This window comes from Dryocola clanedunensis subsp. sulfonylureivorans, assembly GCF_016756775.1.
Taxonomy (GTDB): Bacteria; Pseudomonadota; Gammaproteobacteria; order Enterobacterales; family Enterobacteriaceae; genus Dryocola; species Dryocola clanedunensis.
In genome coordinates this window covers 127,207-145,188 of sequence record NZ_JAERMU010000003.1, presented here as the reverse complement: position 1 = coordinate 145,188, position 17,982 = coordinate 127,207, and the positions used below count along the sequence as shown (strand labels likewise).

Here is a 17,982-nt window from a genome sequence, read left to right as displayed (position 1 = left end):
GTTATGGCCTGGTTTTCAAAGTCGCTACGGCAGATGCCCCTACGCGAAAGAGATTTTCATCAGGATTAGCGATGCGAATTTTGACCGGGAAGCGCTGGGAAACATGAACCCAGTTAATGGTGCGTTTGACGTTTGGCAACCCGGAACCGAGGGTGGCACCGTCGTCAGGCGTAATACCGTAGCTGATGGAGTCGACATGGCCGGAGAATTTAATCCCGGTATTGCTCATCAGATAAACCTGCGCCTGTGTCCCCTCTTTAATATCTTTCAGCTCAGTTTCCCGGAAGTTGGCAATCACGTACCAGTGCGAAGTGTCGATCAGCGTAAAGATAGGTTTTCCGGCGCTGGCAAACTGGCCAACGGCCGTTTTCAGCGAGGCGATGCGTCCGTCAAACGGCGCTCTGACTTCGGTAAATTCAAGATTGAGTTTCGCCAGCTGAATCAGCGCGCTGGCCTCAGCCCGCTGTGCCACCAGAGCTTCTACTCCGCTCACCCCTGCCTTTGCCTGTTTAGCCTGCAGTTTCAGGGTGTCCAGTTTTGAAATAGCGCTTAATTTCGCCGTACGGGCCTGATCCACCTCTTCAGCCGAAGCAAACCCCTGGGCCAGGAGCGGCTCCAGACGACGCAGCGTGGCGGTAGCTTGTTTTGCTGCTGCACTGGCGCTGGCAATCGAGGCCTGGGCTGAGTCAGCACTGAATTTTTGTGCATTGACCGAGCGCTGTGTTAATTCAATTTGCTGATTGAGTCCGTCGAGCTTCGCCTGGGCCTGCTGCAAAGCGGCCTCATAAGGACGCGGATCTATGCGGAACAGCAGGTCGCCTTTATGCACCCGCTGATTATCTTTCACCGGTTGGGCAATGATCCTGCCATTCACTTCCGGTGAAATCGCGATAGTATCGGCATACACATAGGCATCATCGGTGCGTGGGCTGGTCTGCATCCGCCAGATAACAACCAACAGCACTATCGCTGTCGCCATCAACAAGATGAGCAGTGAGAATGATTTTTTCGTTTTTAGCATGATAATCGTTCCGGTTGCCTGATTAAAAAATCAGTAGCCAGACCACCATCGCGATGAGAGCAGTCAGCAGCGGGTAACCAATAATATGGGGTGCAAAGTAACGCTTATTCTTTTTGACAAGAATAAGATGCAGACACCAGGTCGCCATCACCCCGGCAATCAGACAAAACAACCAGTCCGGGAATGAGGCTCCGAACACCGGTAACGAAGGCGAAACGGAACAGGCTGACAGTAAACATGCAGCAATTGCAGTCACCAGCTGAAAGATATATTTTTGCATATTATGATTCTTTTCAGGCAAATGCGTACTCTTTACTATAGTTCATCACTAAGCTGTACAGCTTGTCAGAACAATAAAAAAGAGCGGTGAAGATAAAGTTATCAAAGCTTAACACCTGAAAAAATGATTCCTTTAGTTATTGTTGCTCTGCTAAGCAGTTAGCTTGCTTTATTATAAATTATTGCCATCGTCGCCGATGTTTAAATTTAAAATTAAACTCACGTTGCTAAATATATTATTCTGTAAAATCGGCTACGATAGCATCTTTCGTAACCAAATTTTCTTTCTGAAATGCTATTTATAGCCATAACACGAGCATTTTTGATGCAAAACACACACTTCAATCCAGGGCATACATTAGCACAGACATGCTAATGTCAGCGTAATTCGTTAATAATAAATAGTTAAATGACCGTTCCCGCTTGCCCGGATTAAATTTATAAATAAATTTACCATGAATTTAAAATCTAATATTACCCGCTACCTCTATATCTCAACTGCCGGTACGCTCGCCCTCACCTCTCTTTTTTCATGGTGGCTGGCTTCTGATTCTATCGATGCCTGGAATAAGGCCCGAAATAATCTCGTGCAGTTTGACGACTTCAATAAAGTTTTACTGGTTTCCAATGACCTGGCCAGTGAACGGGCTTTTGCGAATGAGCTTATCCTGAGTCATGCGAACAATAAGCAAGAGGCCTGGGCTAATTTACTGAAAAGTCGACAGGTTACCGACACCGATCTCGGCAGGATACCGCATAAGTTCCTGACGTCCTCCCTGCTTAACGCCACGAAAATACAGCTCATCAACTCGCGCAAAACGGTAGACCGCTATAAAAACCTGGAGGCCAACAACCCTTTAGATGCGCAATATGCGATTGATGAAATGGTTGAGGCAACGAATTTCTATCACCAGGCTTTATTCCGTAAGACCTCTGAGTTTATCCGTCTGGAACCGGCGGAACTTGGACCGGTGCTGCGAGCCCAGGCGCTGGGGGAGCTGCGTGACGCCACGGGGTTGCTGGGTGCCGCCGTGCTGGTTCCTCTGCACAGCAAAAAACCTCTCTCAAAGGAACAGATGAATAAGCTAAGCAGAGGTTTTGAACGCATCAACATGCAGTGGTGGATCCTTGAAACGCATGGCAAGGAAATTGACCAGCGCTCAGAATTTAAAACCCTGCTGTCGCAAACACGCCGGCAATTCGAAAGAAATGGCATGACGCTGATTCAGCAGCTGCAGGAGCAAAGTGAGAACGGGGCTAATTACAGCATCGGCGCAGACACCTTCGCGGTGAGATACCATGACAGTCTGAAACTCTTCAATCACCTGCTGAACGTCTATCTTACCGATTTGAAAGCTAACTATACCGCAAATGAGAACAAGGCGATGGTTCACCTCGTGGCGGTGTTCTGCATTCTGCTGGCGCTTTATATTCTGGTGATCGGTGCCGTTTATTACATCCGCACGCGCGTACTGAAGCCTATCATCAAATTAAATGAGATCACCCACGGTTTAATTTCAGGCGATCGCAAAACCATCGAGCTACTGGCAAACAACAGCGCCGGAGAAGTGCAGCAGCTTTGGTCATCCCTTGGTGCCCTGGGGCATAAGCTGAGTGAACAGCAGCAGATGAGTGAGACATTTAAAAAACATTCAGAAGAAGACCCTTTGACGTCATTGCTTAACCGTCGGGCGTTCGAAAAGCTGGCGGGCGACCTTGCCGTTCAGGCAAATGAAACGCAGCCCCTCTGGGTTGTACTGATTGATATCGATCACTTCAAAAAGATCAACGATACCTGGGGCCATCCGGCCGGTGATGCCGTGCTGGTTGCCTTTTCTGCCATGCTGAAAAATGTCTGCCGCGGCGGAGATGTGGTCGCCAGGATCGGTGGAGAAGAGTTTGCCGTTGTCTTCCAGCATGGCGACAGCGATGCCGCACTGAAATATGCTTTCCGCATCATTGAGCAAATACGCCATCTGGACATTGCCATCGGGGGTCATGAGACGCTGCGTCTCACCGCAAGCCTGGGGATTGCCTCGGGCTTTCATAAGTCATTACCGGAGCTACTGTCGGAAGCCGACCTGGAACTTTACAAGGCAAAAAACAGCGGCAGAGATCGTATCTGCTACCAGACGACGCAGTGAGTTGCGCCCTGCTGCCCGTCATTCTGCATCTCTTTCCAGCTAGCGTATCTGTCACGGCCATTCCGCTTGGCGTAATAAAGCGCTTCATCCGCTCTGGAGATCAGGCTCAGTTCTTCATGATGATGGTGCGAGAAATACATCCCCAGGCTGACGGTCAATTGCTGAGAGAAGTCATGGTTTGATACCGGAGGCCGGTTGCGCACTTTTTCAAGAATACAGGCCGCCAGCTGTCTTGCTTCTTCTTCGCTGATTTCCGGTAGCATGACGGCAAACTCTTCCCCACCGATTCGTGCAGCGACGCCTCTGTCGCCGATGTGAGCGGTCAGTTCGCTGGCAATAAGCTTAATCACGTTATCACCCGTTCCGTGGCCAAAGTGATCGTTGATAGATTTGAAGTAATCGATATCGATGATAAATAAAGCCAGCGTTCTGTTCTTATACTCGCTGATAGACTCCCGTAGTTTTTCAATGAAGAACCCTCGGTTGTAGATCCCGGTTAAAGGGTCGGTGATGGATTTTTCATAAATTATCTCACTGTAATTAATGGACACCTTCAGGCGATCATAGACATTCTTCAGGAAGAACAGAATGGCGAAGAAATAGCCAATGGTCTGCACCGACAGCATCGTATTCCAGTAGCGATCTTCAAAATGGATGCCGTGGCTACCGTACTGCAGTGAGGTCAGCATCAGCAGGCTAAACAGCATCAATCCCGACCAGAAGCTATCATTAAAACCAATGTAATAACAGATTGATAATATAAATAACAAGCAACAAACATTTGCAACGTTGTAATAAATCACCCGCGGATGCAAATGGAGCGCATGGGCTATATCTGTACTCTGCCCATGAAATAAGAATACGGCGCAGATGACCAGGCCGGGTATAAAGGCCAGCAGGTGTTTAAATTTGAATACCCGGTAATGCTTAATTTTCAATGCCGCAGCAATCAGCATGAAGTAGCATAGCACTGCGATTCTGAACAGATACAAAATGACGATCATCTCTTTGTTTTCATAGATGAAATCATTGTTACCGTTGAAAACAGGATGGTAAAAAAGAATGACAACGTCAGTCATCGTCGAGAAAAGAAATCCGGCCAGTAAAAACAGCAGACACAGGGAATTTCTCCGGGTCAGATAGCGGAAGAAGCAAAATACGATGATGATCAGATCAAAGACCAGGTTAAAAAGGAACAAATACGTTGAATATAAAGGCGGGAAGTTTGCATATTTAAAGCTCAGCGTGGGGGCCGCAATAAATATAAGGCCTATAATTGGCATCAGCAGCAGGCAGAGCTTCCACCCTGTCGATGCGCTATTCCTTTTTTCAACTGATTCAAATTTCATCATGTATTGATATTTTGCACTGTCAGCCGTGCCTTTGTTTACTGTAAGAATTTATGCGGGCAATACTCTCAACTTGCGGCTGTGATGTCACACCGGAAATTATTAACAAATGCGTCTACGCACAAATCAACCCATATTTAAACACCAGCCCCATGTTATTTAACAACTCTGGCGGGCGCTAATTTAATATTAAACTAATTGTTTTTATAAGGCATCATATGTTACTTGCACCACTTTGTGGCTTTGGCAAAATAAGCGATTACCTTTAACCTGATTGCTGCCACTCTGCTAAAGTGTTGAGCGATCGCTGGAAGCCATGAAAAAACTAAAAAAATATCCAGTTTCATTGACCAAAGCGCTGGTCATACTGATGATTATCTCCTCAGTAGTTGTCGTCATGTCACTGAATAGCTACCTCGATCGGGCGGTAAAGAATATTTTTGCCGACATGAACGAAAAGCTGCTGAAAAATGACAGCGAGCTTCTCGCTCAGCGCATGCGCGCTTACCTCAACCAGCCACACGCGGCTGGCAAGTTAATGTCATTACTCGCTAAAGATCAAAACTCAGCGTCTTCAGAGGTTATCGAGCAGCAGCTTCAACAACTTGTGTCTCTGGATTTAACGCAAGGTCAGCCGCTCAGCAGTATCAGCTTTGCCTCCGCAAACGGGAGTTATACTGCCCTTCAGCGCGACCCTCAGGACGGGAAGTTTTACCCCATGACTTCCACCGTTCCGACGAGCCAGGACGTTTTGAAAAGACTGTGGTTTGTCCATGCCCGGGAAACCAGCCAGCCCTTCTGGACAGAACACGGCCACCATGCCTCTGCTGAAAAGGGTATGGCGATCACGTGGCGACAGCCCATTAGAGACCCGCAGGGTAATTTCGTGGGTGTTATCTCCGCCGGGATCCTTCCGGCAGATATGTCACAGTGGCTACATTCTCTGGATTCGACCCACTCCCATCGTTTGATGTTGCTGAATGAAAAAGGCCGCCTGATTGCCGCCTCTGCTCCCGTCTCGGCGGATGAAATGACTAATGCCAGCCAGCATATGCCCACGTCGGCTCAGGATGGCGGTATTCTGTACCCCGCAATCGGCCACAATCTGATGTTAAACAGACCCATCACCGATGAAGACGGCTTGCTGAAATGGACGTTGGTTATGCTGACGCCGGACAACCAGTGGCAGTCCAGCATCAGCCGATACCATCAGCATAATTTTATGGGCCTGAGTATTATTATTACGCTGTCCCTGCTGGTCATCACTTTCCTGATGATTCGCTTCTCTCGTCCGCTGGTGTCACTGATTGACCGCGTACATCTGCTCGGCACCCCACTGTGGACAACCGCCGCCCGCGGAACGCTTTTCCCGGAAGTAGCCAGTCTCGCCAACGCCCTGGACAATAAGTCCAGGCTGATAATGGATATGCTGGAAGCACGGCAGGATCAGATTGAGCGCGATAAGGAAACTGGGCTGCTGACGTTTGCCGGCCTGTGTAATCACCCAGAACTGTATCGTGGCCGAAACATGATCGCGTTGCTGCACCTGAGCAACCACTCTTCGCTGACCAACCTGCTGGGTAAAGAGTATGGTGAATCGCTGCTGGCCCACCTCCAGTCTTTGCTGAAAACCCTGCTGCCGGCGGATACGATTCTGTGCCGGGAACGCACGGACAAAATCCTGATGATCTTCCCTGAAATTGCCGATTCCGACCAGGCCGCCCTTATCCAGCAGCAGCTGGAAACGCTTTTTTTGAGCCATCAGGCTACCTCTGAGGGTCGCCACGAACTGCTTATTGCGGGTAACGCCGGGATCGTTGAAGAACCCCTGACGTCGGAGCGCCTGAAAGCTTTGGTGCTGAACGCGGGGATCGCGCTTCACCATGCCCGTAAAGAAGGCAACGGCGTCGTTACACGGTTCGCACCAGAGATGCATGAGCTTGGCCTGCGCAACGTCGAGCTGCATGAAGAGCTTAGTCACGCACTGGAGAGAAACGAATTTCATCTGGTCATGCAGCCCATTGTCAGTCTCGCCGCCGAAGGCGAATGTCTGGAGGGGGAATGTCTGGTGCGCTGGAACAGCCCGACGCTCGGCTTTGTGCCGCCGGATCGGTTTATCGCCCTCGCAGAGCAGACGGGACTTATCATCCCGCTCGGATACTGGATTATTGAAACGGCATGCGGCGAGCTGGCGGATTTTATTGCCCGCGGCGCACCGGCTAATTTCAAACTGCACATTAATATCTCCCCGCTGCAGCTGCAGCAGGATGATTTTGCGCAGGAGCTGCTTGGCTGCCTGCAACGCTATCATCTGCAAGGTGCCAACATCTGTATAGAGCTAACCGAAGGGGTATTGCTTGATGACGCAAACTCCGTCCTGCCCCAGCTCAACACGCTTCGCGAGGCAGGAGTGACAGTGTCACTTGATGATTTCGGATCGGGCTACTCCAGTCTCTCCTACCTCCACTCCCTGCCCTTTGACCAGCTCAAAATTGACAGGCAGTTCGTCAGCGATATTCTGGAAGATCGGCGCAGTGAGTCCGTTATCGCCTCGGTACTAAGCCTGGCAAACAGCTTTAAGGTGCCGCTGGTCGCAGAGGGAATCGAAGATGAGGAGACGGGTGAAAAGCTTCGTAACATGGGCTGCCTGCTTGCACAGGGTTATCATTATGGCCGGCCACAGCCCTTCAAAAACTGGACCGTCAAGCTCGGCGTTTTCAAACTGACCCTGATCTAGCGGCCTCGTGCCGCTTTTGCCATCCCTTTTCCTGCCAATGTGCAGCGTAGCCCTCTCTTTGTCTTAACGTGGCACCACAAACATCGATTTGCATTTTGGACAGAGCAGCGTCTGCCCCTGACGGATTTTACTGGCGGGATGTGATGATTTACTGCCACAGACGGGACAGGTCGCAGAGGTGTTGCCCGAACTGCCAAAGCGCTTCATTGCGTAATCTAAGAGAGACATGATGCTAACCTTTCCATGAGCGAGGTTCATCGTAACATGGCTCCGTTTGCTTAACGGTAAATATTATACGGAAAGGTGATTTTTTGTACTGGATGTATGAGTGTGGGGAATACTGAAAGTTCGTATCACGCCGTGATCGGGGGTATGAATACCCAGGATAAGTTTAACCAGCGTCGATTTTCCACAGCTGGACTTCCCTGTAATGGCAACTATTTCACCCTGATTCAGAGTCAGGGAAAGATCTTTGATAACCTGAACGTTTCCACCCTTATGACGGGGTTTGACGGCCAAAGATGTAAAAAACCATGATAAGAATTTAATTTATTGATATTTAACTATAAAACAATTAATTTCCTTTAGCGATGGTGATGATTCAGTTTTGTCAGTTTGTTACGTATACTCGTAATGAGGAATCTATAATTTTATGGATAAAAGGTGGAAACACTGTGAAAATAAGTGAATCGGCGCTATTCAAATCAGGATTAAACCGTGCAGAGCTACAAAAATTGAAGAACAAGTGTAAAATTGATTAGATAAGGAAGTTAAGGAAGTTGATGAAATGACAATGGATTTCAGTAAAAATCGTCTTCTGGCATCGGGTTTTACGGTGAAGGAATTACAGAAACTTCAGAATAATATCGATAACTTTGGCGGTACATTTGAGGAAGTTATCAGAGATTTAGCCAAAAGGTTTGAAATTTTTCTGTGGGTTTTTTGTTGTTGCATTACGTGTTTTTTATTTATTATTTATTCAAAGATTGATGACGTCGGATATATTTTTGGTGGTGGTATATCGTTACTTGTTGCTGTGTTTATAATTGGATTTTCTCAACCGCCAATCATTTCATTTAAATGCTGGCGGTTTTGTCGGATGAATAAAAATTAGTTATTATCTGTGCTGATAAGGTCAAATATCACTTTGGCCTTAACCCCATATCCGGCTATCTTCATGGTTAGTTTTGGTTTACTTATAGTATTTACTTTCCTGTAAAAGTCACCTGGCAGGTAACGGAAAAGCCTCCATGCCTCTTACTCTGCCCTGCACTCTTCACGCACAAGTCTCTCTCCTCGACGCCAGACCTGCATTATTTCCTGCTCCTGCTTGATCTTTACTATCGTAAGATATATACCTACAACAATCGTACGATACAGTCGTAAGATACAGTCACCTTATCAGGAGTCATTATGTTTCATTCTATGTTTAAAAATCCTCGCGGCAGCCACCACCGTCATCATGGCCATTGCGATGACCGCCGCAGCGAATGCTGCCACGAAGCCGACAGCCGCGAAGAAGGGCTGGAGATGATGTTTGCGCAGTGGCGTCGTGCCATGCGCGATGAACGCATGAGCCGTCACTTTGACCCACGCGGTGAGCATCATCACCACCATCATCATGCCGACCGTCGCGGTGGGCCGGGCGGTGGTCATCGCGGTCATTTTCGCGGTGGTGACGATGCGGGCCATCGCGATCGCCCTTCCTTCCTGCGCGGCCGTAAATTTAGTGCCGATGAGCTTCAGCTTTTGCTGCTCAGCCTGCTTAAGGATCAGGCCAGCTACGGCTATGAGCTGATCAAAATCCTCTCCGAGAAAAGCGGTGGTTTTTATACGCCAAGCCCAGGCGTTATCTACCCTGCGCTGACCTATATGGAAGATGTCGGTTATGTGAATGTTCAACAGGAAGGTAACCGCAAGCGCTACGCCATTAATGAGCAAGGCGAAGCCTACCTGGCTGAAAACAAGGCGACTGCCGATGCGCTACTGGCGAAGCTTGAAATGTTTGCGCGTCAGAGTGACTCCGTGAGCCAGGCCATGTTTGAACACCGCCAGCCATTCACGCTCGCGCTGACCACTGCTATTCATGAGCTGCGCAGCCAGCTGCATAACTATCACGGCAGCAGTGAAGAGACTCAGGCGCAGGTTGCGGAGATCGTCAACCAGGCCGTCAACCAGCTACGTTCCGTTAAATGAGCTTAACCACCGTGGGTGTGGCCACACCTGCGGTGCTTTTGTACCCCTCTGTATCAGCCTCCCGGCTTCATCATCTTCTGAGGCGGTGGGTTGAACTCACAGCCAGAAACGGACAGTCGAACAAAAAAATCCAACTGTTTTTGATACGCGCCTTAAAACTGATATTTACTAGCAAAAACTTCGGAAAACCAGTCTATGAATGCCCGCACGGTGGGTGAAAGATAGCGTCGATCAGGGTACAAAATAGAAACAGGCTTAGTAACCGTTACATAATCAGTCAGTAATTCCGTTAGCCTGCCTGAGTGAATATGCGGCTCCAGTGCCGTCCTTAATGCATGGAGTATGCCCATACCCGCCAACCCGCAAGATAGAAGCACGTCTGAATTATTTACCAGCATGTTGCTTCCAGGGCGGCGTGAGACGACTTTCCCGTCCATTACAAACTTCCAATCCATCACTTCACGACTATTTCCACTGAAGAAGTTAACGGCTTTGTGATGTGCGAGATCATCTGGCGTCAGCGGTATACCGTATTTTTCCAGATAGGACGGCGTTGCGCAGGTTGCCATCTGCACTTCACCAATACGGCGAGAGATAAAGTTTGAATCATTAAGTTCTCCCAGGCGAATAACACAATCAATGCCTTCTGAAATCAAATCTGTCAGCCGATCTGAAGCGGTAAGTACGATTTCGATTTGAGGATAGAGAGCCTGAAACTCACTCAATGAGGGAATCAGGATTGTATGCGAAAGTGCAAGTGGGACACTTATACGAAGACGCCCGTGAGGCGCCTGGCTTGGGGAAAACGCTGCTATCATATCGCTGACATCATTCAGTAGCGCTTTAGCTCGTTGATAAACTTCTTCCCCTTCGACAGTGATACTTAGGCTACGCGTCGTGCGGTGTAGCAATTTGACGCCTAAGTCATCTTCAAGTTGCTGTATAAATTTACTGACTGCAGGACGATGCAGTTGCAGGACATCTGCGGCCTTAGTGAAACTACGCTGCTCGACGACTTGAACAAAAATACTCATTAACTCAAGCAGGTTAGAGCGCATAGTTTTTCCTCCAGGATTAAATCAACCTTAAATGACTAACGTTGTGAATTATACCCTAATCGGATTGTTTCTCCTGCAATAACACTGAAGTCCTTTTCTATGCCTTTTTCCTACAACCTCAGCTGCTTATCATTGCCGTATCTTTTCCAGACAAAGTGGACGCAAGAGAAATGAAAGCATGGTTACTGAAAGATTTTGGCCTTGAAAATTTGCAGTTGGGAGAGGTTGAGACTCCTGCACCAGGGCCTGGTGAATTATTAGTGAAGGTGGGCGCGGTTTCTCTAAACTTCAGGGACAAAGCGATAGTTGAAGGTTTTTACGAACCTAATCTTGTTCCAAAGCCACTTATTCCTGTCTCTGACGCAGCAGGCACGATTATCGCCGTGGGTGAAGGTGTAACACGCTTTAACACAGGCGAACGCATTAACTCACACCTTTATTCGCGTTGGTTAGATGGTGAACCTGCTGCCGACGAACCCTCCTGGTGTATGGGTATGCCGCTTCCAGGTGGTCTGGCTGAATATATGATTATTCATGAAGACAGCGCGGTTAAAGCTCCTGAAAATATGACTGATGAAGAAGCATCTACACTACCTATCGCCGCACTAACGGCCTGGTATTCCCTGATGGATATCGGCAATCTACAACCGGGACAAACAGTTCTGGTGCAGGGAACAGGTGGCGTATCTGTCTTTGCTGCGCAAATTGCTCATGCACATGGTGCACGTGTCATTGCGACATCCAGTAGTGACACCAATCTGGAGCGTATTAAGGCACTGGGTGCCGACGAAGGGATCAACTATAAAAAATATCCTGACTGGGAAAACAAAGTTCTTGAATTAACTGGAGGTAAGGGAGCTGATATTACCGTTGAAGTTGCCGGGGGTAACGGTATTAACCAGTCGGTTACTGCAACAAAAGTTGCCGGGACTATTGCGCAGGTAGGATTTTTGACCGGCCAGACATCACAGCTCGATCTGATGCCGCTGATTTTCCGTCAAATGACTATTCGCGGTATTGCTGTTGCACCTCGCTCATCCTTTGATCGTATGAATCCTTTCCTCAGTAAGCATAATATCAAACCAGTCATTGAGCAGGTTTACAGCTTCAACGATGCAGTAGAAGCGTTTAAACACCTTTCCCGTGGCGCATTCGGTAAAATCGTCATCAAGATTGGCAGCTAATCATAAAGATGTGACCATATCGAAAATCTGGCAGATTATCTCTGACTGCCAGATTAATTCATTAACATCTAAACAAATAATTTATGCAATCCTGGAGAGTTACTCTCCAAAATTAACCTGAAATGTCCGTTTTTCGCTCACAGCGGACTTCATGATCGTGCTTCCAGTCCGCTCCGTGCCAGGAGCGGAGGTTCCTAACATCGCCGCATATTTTTGAGAACATCATAAGGAATTGGTAACCTTTTGGGACTTAATCTGTGATGAGTTATCCAGCAGCCTAATTGCAGGAACCATACTGGCAGCTATAGTGGCGATGACTACCGCCATCGCTGAAACTAAGAGCACATTGCTGCTCCCAAAATGTATTGCAAGCGGTCCGGCGACCAGCTCACCGAAAGGAATAGCCACAAACGAACCCACTGCATCATAGGCGTATACGCGAGCCAATTTCTCCTGCGGAATATGCGTTTGTAGCGAATGAGTCCAGGACACGCCGAACAGGCCAAAAGCGACACCGGCAATAAAAAAAGCGACTGTAAGCCACAATGCTGAAGCAAGCTGGCTGAGCATAAAAATCGGCACTGCGCAAAGTGATATCAACATGACGCCTATAAAGAGATCTCGCCGTGGACGCCATCGCAGGGCAAGGAACGAACCTGCAATCAGGCCAACACTTTGCGCAGCAACGATAATCCCCCAATTAGTTCGTCCAAAAGAGCTATCAGCAATCACTGGCCCGAGTACCATAACAACACCACTAAAAGCAGCATTAATAATAGTAAACTGGACAACAATCGACCAGACCCAAGCTCGACTGGCGAATTCTTTCCACCCCTCTTTTAAATCTTGCAAGATATTATCCTGGGGTGGACATGTGTCAATTGATGTAACGCGAATGAAGAAATAAAGTGGTGCAGAGACCGCGAAACCCAGCGCATCAATTGCGAGTCCCCAACCCGGACCGACTGTACTAGTCAACATTCCACCTAGCGAAGCGCCGATTACGGTACCGCTATAAATACCGAGCTGGATTAATGCGTTGGCTTCCCGCAAATTCTGTCCTGGAACAGTCTGAGGAACCAGCGCAGAGGACGCAGGTAATGCGATACCGGCAGCCGCTCCGTTCAACGCACCGAGTAATGCCAGACTCATCACAGTGGCTGAACCATCCAGCACCGACCATGCAACGATAGCTTGTGAAACGGCGGCTATTACTGAAGAAGAGACTAAAACGAGGCTACGTGAATAGCGGTCCGCCAGTACTCCACCAATTAACAAGAATGCAACGTTAAAAATGGAACGTGATGCGACGACGATACCTAAATCAGTGACGGCTCCGCCAATATCGAGGACTGCGAACGCAAGTGCGATCGGTGCAATACCATTACCCAGCACGGTAAACAGGCGTGCAACAAATAGATGACGAAAGGCTTTGAAGTGATAGGCTCGAACTCTTTTGTTACACGAATTCATTGGGGTAATGGCTTCCAGGATAGAGGATGTTTTTAGAATACCTGCATTTCAACAATATTTGAGCATAAACTGAATATTGCACAATAATATGTATTTTCAATATAGAAAGACATAGGGGCAGCTCTTCGCTCACAGCGGACTTCATGATCGAGCCTCCAGTCCGCTCCGTGCCAGGAGCGGACATGATAATCATCACAGCGAACAATTCGATGGGAATAAGTTACTTTACCCACTTTGTAAAGCCAAAACTACTCAAGTTTTTAGGTTATTCTGATCCGTATTATCTTGTTAAGGGTAGAGCTGATATGAAGGTATTTGAAAGTGGTATTCGTGATGTAGAACAAGGCAAAAATGTTAAAATAGTTATGCCTGTGAATCTTTATGAATGCTGGCTAGGTAATGATGTTTTTGTCGGACCATTTGTTGAGATACAGAAGGGATGCGTCATAGGCGACAGAACTAAAGTGCAATCCCATAGTTTTATCTGTGAGAACGTTACTTTAGGCGAGGACTGCTTTATTGGTCACGGCGTAACCTTTGCTAACGATCTTTTCAAAAGCGGAAAACCAGATGCCTCTGCAGAAAATTGGATAACTATTGTATTAGGTAACGCTGTATCGGTGGGCAGTGGAGCAACAATTTTAACAACGGAAATATGCAGTGGTTCTGTGATTGGTGCAGGCAGCGTGGTTACAAAGCCTGTGCTGATAAAAGGAGTGTATGCTGGCAACCCAGCCAAACTTTTGAGAAAACTTTAATCATTACCTTTTTCAAATTCGTGACCTAAATTAGGGTTCCCTCAGGCCATTCACGTCCGTTCCTCGCTCAAAGCTGACCGTCATCCCCGCTTAAGAAACTGGCTTGGCGCAGGATATTTTCTTTTTTTCAGGCGGACCCCAGTGCTGGCCCGCTCATTACTATTTTGATCTCCACGGTGAAGACAATTACGCGAAACAGGTGCGGGTTATTTACCTGAAATATCGCTGTACGCTTACCTGCGACCATTTTTCCCCGCTAACACCCTCCTCAATTGCCAGAAATGTGAATCCACCTGCGAAAATTTAACTGATTTCTGAAAATATTTGACGCTTCGTTCATACGCTGTACTTTTACCTTTGAGTTACATAAATGAAACATATATTCCACTATTATGAAACAAAGGTAACTGCACATGTCCCGTATCCTACGCTTTTCCCTTGCCGCAACTCTGGCGCTGAGCTTTACCAGCATGTCGGTTGCGCAAGCTGAACCAGAGAGAGGCGGCGTGATCAATGTCGCTATGATTGGCGAACCGCCTACCCTCGATCCTATGGTTTCCACTGCCGATATGGTGGGGACAATCACGCAGCATATTTTTGAAACGCTTTATACCTTCGATAGCAAATGGCAGCTCGTTCCGCTGCTTGCCAGCGCCATGCCCACGCTTTCCGCCGACGGGAAAACTTACGTGATCCCGTTGCGTCAGGACGTTACTTTTCAGAACGGGCAGCCGATGACCGCTAAAGATGTGCTGGCATCGCTGCAGCGCTGGGAAAAAGTGGCCAGCCGCGGTCGCCAGACGGCAGAGAAAATTGTTGAAATCTCTTCCCCAGATGAACACAGCATTAAGATCGTTCTCAACCAGCCTTACGTCCCTCTGCTGTCCCTGCTTTCGCTGAATAATTCTGCCGCCATCATCATGCCTGAGGCCCAGACGAAGCAGACACCGCTGACCGAGTTCGTCGGCACTGGCCCGTACCAGCTGAAGTCTCACCAGCCGGACCGTTTTATCCAGCTGACACGCTTTGCAGGATATAAAAGCCCTGAGGGTGACGCTAACGGCTACGGTGGCGCGCGGAAGCAATACCTGGATGAGATCCGTTTTGTTCCGGTTCCCGATCCGAATACCCGCGTTGAAGGAGCCGCTTCCGGGCAATTCGACTACGTGGATTCTTTACCGGTGGAATCCTATGAAAAAATCAAAAGCGGCAAAGACAAGCCGGTGATGATCAAATCGTTTGGCTGGCCGACTCTGGTCATGAACACCAGGCAGGGCATTGCATCCAACCCACTGATTCGAAAAGCCATTCAGGCTGCATTAGCGCCGCAGGATATGATGACCGCCGCTTTTGGATCCCCTGAGTTTTTCACCGTTGATGGGGCGATGTATCCGAAAGGCAGTATCTGGTACACGGAAGCGGGAACCAGCGCTTATAAACCGATGGGCGATACTGCTAAAGCCCAGCAGCTCCTGAAGCAGGCCAACTATCAGGGGCAGCCCATCCGCATCCTGACTAGCCGCCAGTATGAGTTCCATTACAAGATTGCCCAGGTTGCCGAGGCTTACCTTGAGGCCGCTGGTTTTAAAGTTACCCTCGATGTTCAGGAGCGTGCCTCCCTGACCAAAAACCGCACCGATCCAAAGCTGTGGGACATGTATGTCAGCCACAGCCCTTTCCTGCCGGAACCTACGCTGATTGGCGTGATGTCTGACACGCTGCCCGGCTGGTGGGTGTCCGATAAGAAGCATGCTGCCGTGCAGGCATTTAACAGCGAAACCGATCCACAGAAGCGTATCGCGCTGTGGGCCAACGTGCAGAAAGCCATTTATGAGGATGTGCCGCTGTACAAGATTGGCAACTTCAACGCACTCGCCGCCCAGTCGCCGAAACTGCAGGGGGTTGAACCCTCGCCGTGGCCTTATTTCTGGAATGCTTATCTCACCAAATAACCGCCGGAGTGGAGAATGTTACGTTCAACGTTAAATCGTCTGTTTGGCATGGTTGTGGTGATGGCGATTGTTATCACACTGGTTTTCCTGATTGTTCGTCTGACGCCAGGCGATCCCGCGGCGGTGATGCTCGGGCCGGATGCATCGGCAGGTGACATTGCCGCCCTGCGCGAACAGATGGGGCTGAACGCACCGCTCTGGCAGCAATTCTTTCACTATATCGGCAGCGTGCTGCGGGGAGATTTAGGGCGCTCCATTTTCCTGAACATTCCGGTGACGGAAGCGCTGTGGCAGCGTGCCGAGCCAACCTTTTTCCTGACGCTGATGGCGTTACTGGTAGCGACGCTGATTGCCCTGCCGGTCGGCATTTTGTCGGCTTACTACCGCGGATCGCTGTTTGATCAGGTTGCGACTGCGGTTGCCATGTTGTCAGCCAGTATTCCTTCTTTCTGGCTCGGCCTGCTGTTTATCCAGTTTTTCGCCGTCAGGCTCGGCTGGTTTGATACCTCAGGCTACGGCGGTCCGTCGGCAACTTTTGGTGAGCGCATGAGTCATCTTGTGCTGCCAGCCCTCTCGCTGGGCGCAGTCTGTTCCGCGCTGATCATGCGTTTTACCCGTGCCAGCATGCTGGATGTGCTCAATGACGACTATGTCCGTACCGCGCGGGCAAAAGGAATGACGGAATATCGCGTGGTGGTCAAGCATGCTTTCAAAAACGCGCTGATCCCGGTGGTGACCGTCATCGGCCTGACCGCGGCCCTGCTGATTTCCGGAGCCATTGTCACCGAGACGGTCTTTGGGATTCCCGGCGTGGGTAGCCTCACGGTATCAGCGGTGCTCCGCCGGGATTACCCGGTTATTCAGGGCACGCTGTTAGTGATTTCCGGGCTGTATGTGTTGATGAACTTTGCGGTGGATATGCTCTATCTGCTGGTCGATCCGAGGGTACGCTTCTGATGTCTATCTCACTCACTGTTCCTGTTCGCTCTCGCCAGGATTCCTTTTTCTGGCAGCTCATGTCGCGACCCACCACGGCAATGGCGGCAGCTGTGCTTGCCGTGGTGATTATCAGCGCGGCTCTCGCGCCGTGGCTGGCGCCTTTCTCCCCGAGCCAGCTGTCAATTATGCAGCGGCTACACGCCCCGGGCACCGTGCATTTTCTCGGTACGGACGAGCTGGGCCGCGACATCTTATCCCGCATGCTGTTTGCCGGTCAGACTTCGCTAAGCGTGGGTATCGCCGTAGTGCTCTTTACGTCGGTAACGGGGGTGTTGCTGGGCCTGCTGGCTGGGTATTTTCGCGCGCTGGATGCCCCGCTATCAAGGCTGATTGACGCGATGATGGCCTTCCCTGACATTCTGCTGGCCATTGCTTTGGTGGCCGCGCTTGGTCCGTCTGCCACTAACGTTGTGATTGCGCTGGGGATCGTCTACACGCCGCGCATGGCGAGGGTGATTCGCGCTTCAACGCTTGTCATCCGTGAATTGCCCTATGTTGAGGCCGCCAAAGCGCTGGCGGTGCCTACCCCGGTCATTTTGTATCGCCATATTCTGCGCAACCTGACTTCGCCGCTGCTGGTGCAATGCACATTTATCTTTGCCAACGCCATTCTCGCCGAGGCCGGCCTGTCGTTTCTTGGCGTCGGGATATCACCAGATATTCCAACCTGGGGAACCATGATTAGCCAGGGGCGGCAGTATATGGACCAGGCAAGCTGGATCATGCTGTTTCCCGGCATCGCCATTGTGATTACCGTTCTTTCCTTACAGTTGCTGGGCGATGGCCTGCGCGACTTACTCGATCCCAGACTAGCTAAAGGTGCCTGATGAAT

General features: G+C 49.3%; 15 protein-coding genes and 1 pseudogene. 8 read left to right on the top strand and 8 right to left on the bottom strand.

Features of this window, described 5'->3' with window-relative positions; genetic code table 11:
- Window position 1: 1 nt before the first annotated feature.
- Together mdtN and HYQ67_RS04170 are read right to left on the bottom strand one after the other, a co-directional pair.
- A complete protein-coding gene (gene mdtN / locus HYQ67_RS04175) occupies window positions 2-1,021 on the bottom strand; it encodes a multidrug transporter subunit MdtN (protein ID WP_202301735.1) in 1,020 nt (339 codons plus the stop codon).
- A 22-nt stretch (window positions 1,022-1,043) separates the two neighbouring features.
- The gene (locus HYQ67_RS04170) at window positions 1,044-1,301 is read right to left on the bottom strand and encodes a YtcA family lipoprotein (protein ID WP_202301734.1); all 258 of its coding nucleotides are present in this window, start codon (window positions 1,299-1,301) and stop codon (window positions 1,044-1,046) included.
- 454 nt (window positions 1,302-1,755) lie between these two features.
- On the opposite strand from HYQ67_RS04170, the gene HYQ67_RS04165 reads away from it, so the two are divergent.
- The gene (locus tag HYQ67_RS04165) at window positions 1,756-3,444 is read left to right on the top strand and encodes a GGDEF domain-containing protein (protein WP_202301733.1); all 1,689 of its coding nucleotides are present in this window, start codon (window positions 1,756-1,758) and stop codon (window positions 3,442-3,444) included.
- Here HYQ67_RS04165 and HYQ67_RS04160 read toward each other — a convergent pair.
- Window positions 3,426-4,151, bottom strand: a complete 726-nt coding sequence (locus HYQ67_RS04160) for a GGDEF domain-containing protein (protein WP_202301732.1) — start codon at window positions 4,149-4,151, stop codon at window positions 3,426-3,428. The genes HYQ67_RS04165 and HYQ67_RS04160 overlap by 19 nt on opposite strands.
- Window positions 4,152-5,109: 958 nt before the next feature.
- On the opposite strand from HYQ67_RS04160, the gene HYQ67_RS04155 reads away from it, so the two are divergent.
- Window positions 5,110-7,530 (top strand): bifunctional diguanylate cyclase/phosphodiesterase, encoded by a 2,421-nt coding sequence (locus HYQ67_RS04155; protein WP_202301731.1) that lies wholly within the window; start codon window positions 5,110-5,112, stop codon window positions 7,528-7,530.
- A gap of 63 nt (window positions 7,531-7,593) precedes the next feature.
- Here the strand turns inward: HYQ67_RS04155 and HYQ67_RS04150 are convergent, their stop codons facing one another.
- From HYQ67_RS04150 to HYQ67_RS24345, 3 genes and pseudogenes are all read right to left on the bottom strand, one after another.
- Complete coding sequence (locus HYQ67_RS04150) at window positions 7,594-7,758, bottom strand: YnfU family zinc-binding protein (RefSeq protein ID WP_202301730.1); 165 nt, start codon at window positions 7,756-7,758, stop codon at window positions 7,594-7,596.
- A gap of 63 nt (window positions 7,759-7,821) precedes the next feature.
- Window positions 7,822-8,049 (bottom strand): ATP-binding cassette domain-containing protein, encoded by a 228-nt coding sequence (locus tag HYQ67_RS24180; RefSeq protein ID WP_489146059.1) that lies wholly within the window; start codon window positions 8,047-8,049, stop codon window positions 7,822-7,824.
- A 591-nt stretch (window positions 8,050-8,640) separates the two neighbouring features.
- A pseudogene (locus HYQ67_RS24345) lies at window positions 8,641-8,784 on the bottom strand (DUF4225 domain-containing protein); the annotation flags it as partial.
- A 159-nt stretch (window positions 8,785-8,943) separates the two neighbouring features.
- Here HYQ67_RS24345 and HYQ67_RS04140 point away from each other — a divergent pair.
- Window positions 8,944-9,726: a PadR family transcriptional regulator gene (locus tag HYQ67_RS04140; RefSeq protein WP_202301729.1), complete on the top strand. Its 783-nt coding sequence runs from the start codon at window positions 8,944-8,946 to the stop codon at window positions 9,724-9,726.
- A gap of 152 nt (window positions 9,727-9,878) precedes the next feature.
- Here the strand turns inward: HYQ67_RS04140 and HYQ67_RS04135 are convergent, their stop codons facing one another.
- Window positions 9,879-10,784 (bottom strand): LysR family transcriptional regulator, encoded by a 906-nt coding sequence (locus HYQ67_RS04135; RefSeq protein WP_202301728.1) that lies wholly within the window; start codon window positions 10,782-10,784, stop codon window positions 9,879-9,881.
- Window positions 10,785-10,954: 170 nt separating this feature from the next.
- Here HYQ67_RS04135 and HYQ67_RS04130 point away from each other — a divergent pair, with 170 nt between their 5' ends.
- Entirely contained in the window at window positions 10,955-11,968 is a 1,014-nt protein-coding gene (locus HYQ67_RS04130) for a zinc-dependent alcohol dehydrogenase family protein (RefSeq protein WP_202301726.1), read from the top strand.
- Between the two features lie 222 nt (window positions 11,969-12,190).
- Here the strand turns inward: HYQ67_RS04130 and HYQ67_RS04125 are convergent, their stop codons facing one another.
- Window positions 12,191-13,441 (bottom strand): MFS transporter, encoded by a 1,251-nt coding sequence (locus HYQ67_RS04125; RefSeq protein ID WP_202301724.1) that lies wholly within the window; start codon window positions 13,439-13,441, stop codon window positions 12,191-12,193.
- Window positions 13,442-13,746: 305 nt separating this feature from the next.
- Between HYQ67_RS04125 and HYQ67_RS04120 the strand changes: the two genes are divergently transcribed.
- From HYQ67_RS04120 to HYQ67_RS04105, 4 genes are all read left to right on the top strand, one after another.
- Complete coding sequence (locus HYQ67_RS04120) at window positions 13,747-14,199, top strand: acyltransferase (RefSeq protein ID WP_202301943.1); 453 nt, start codon at window positions 13,747-13,749, stop codon at window positions 14,197-14,199.
- A gap of 413 nt (window positions 14,200-14,612) precedes the next feature.
- Window positions 14,613-16,151: an ABC transporter substrate-binding protein gene (locus tag HYQ67_RS04115; protein ID WP_202301723.1), complete on the top strand. Its 1,539-nt coding sequence runs from the start codon at window positions 14,613-14,615 to the stop codon at window positions 16,149-16,151.
- Window positions 16,152-16,166: 15 nt separating this feature from the next.
- Entirely contained in the window at window positions 16,167-17,108 is a 942-nt protein-coding gene (locus HYQ67_RS04110) for an ABC transporter permease (protein ID WP_202301722.1), read from the top strand.
- The gene (locus tag HYQ67_RS04105; RefSeq protein ID WP_202301721.1) at window positions 17,108-17,977 is read left to right on the top strand and encodes an ABC transporter permease; all 870 of its coding nucleotides are present in this window, start codon (window positions 17,108-17,110) and stop codon (window positions 17,975-17,977) included. The genes HYQ67_RS04110 and HYQ67_RS04105 overlap by 1 nt, the downstream gene beginning before the upstream one ends.
- Window positions 17,978-17,982 lie beyond the last annotated feature (5 nt).

Coding starts and splice junctions, on each gene's coding strand:
- HYQ67_RS04130 (WP_202301726.1), top strand. CDS start 10,955: ATGAAAGCATGGTTACTGAAAGATTTTGGCCTTGAAAATTTGCAGTTG.
- HYQ67_RS04105 (WP_202301721.1), top strand. CDS start 17,108: ATGTCTATCTCACTCACTGTTCCTGTTCGCTCTCGCCAGGATTCCTTT.
- HYQ67_RS04120 (WP_202301943.1), top strand. CDS start 13,747: ATGAAGGTATTTGAAAGTGGTATTCGTGATGTAGAACAAGGCAAAAAT.
- HYQ67_RS04155 (WP_202301731.1), top strand. CDS start 5,110: ATGAAAAAACTAAAAAAATATCCAGTTTCATTGACCAAAGCGCTGGTC.
- HYQ67_RS04140 (WP_202301729.1), top strand. CDS start 8,944: ATGTTTCATTCTATGTTTAAAAATCCTCGCGGCAGCCACCACCGTCAT.
- HYQ67_RS04160 (WP_202301732.1), bottom strand. CDS start 4,151: ATGCTGTTTAGCCTGCTGATGCTGACCTCACTGCAGTACGGTAGCCAC.
- HYQ67_RS04110 (WP_202301722.1), top strand. CDS start 16,167: ATGTTACGTTCAACGTTAAATCGTCTGTTTGGCATGGTTGTGGTGATG.
- HYQ67_RS04125 (WP_202301724.1), bottom strand. CDS start 13,441: ATGAATTCGTGTAACAAAAGAGTTCGAGCCTATCACTTCAAAGCCTTT.
- HYQ67_RS04115 (WP_202301723.1), top strand. CDS start 14,613: ATGTCCCGTATCCTACGCTTTTCCCTTGCCGCAACTCTGGCGCTGAGC.
- HYQ67_RS04150 (WP_202301730.1), bottom strand. CDS start 7,758: ATGTCTCTCTTAGATTACGCAATGAAGCGCTTTGGCAGTTCGGGCAAC.
- mdtN (WP_202301735.1), bottom strand. CDS start 1,021: ATGCTAAAAACGAAAAAATCATTCTCACTGCTCATCTTGTTGATGGCG.
- HYQ67_RS04165 (WP_202301733.1), top strand. CDS start 1,756: ATGAATTTAAAATCTAATATTACCCGCTACCTCTATATCTCAACTGCC.
- HYQ67_RS04170 (WP_202301734.1), bottom strand. CDS start 1,301: ATGCAAAAATATATCTTTCAGCTGGTGACTGCAATTGCTGCATGTTTA.
- HYQ67_RS04135 (WP_202301728.1), bottom strand. CDS start 10,784: ATGCGCTCTAACCTGCTTGAGTTAATGAGTATTTTTGTTCAAGTCGTC.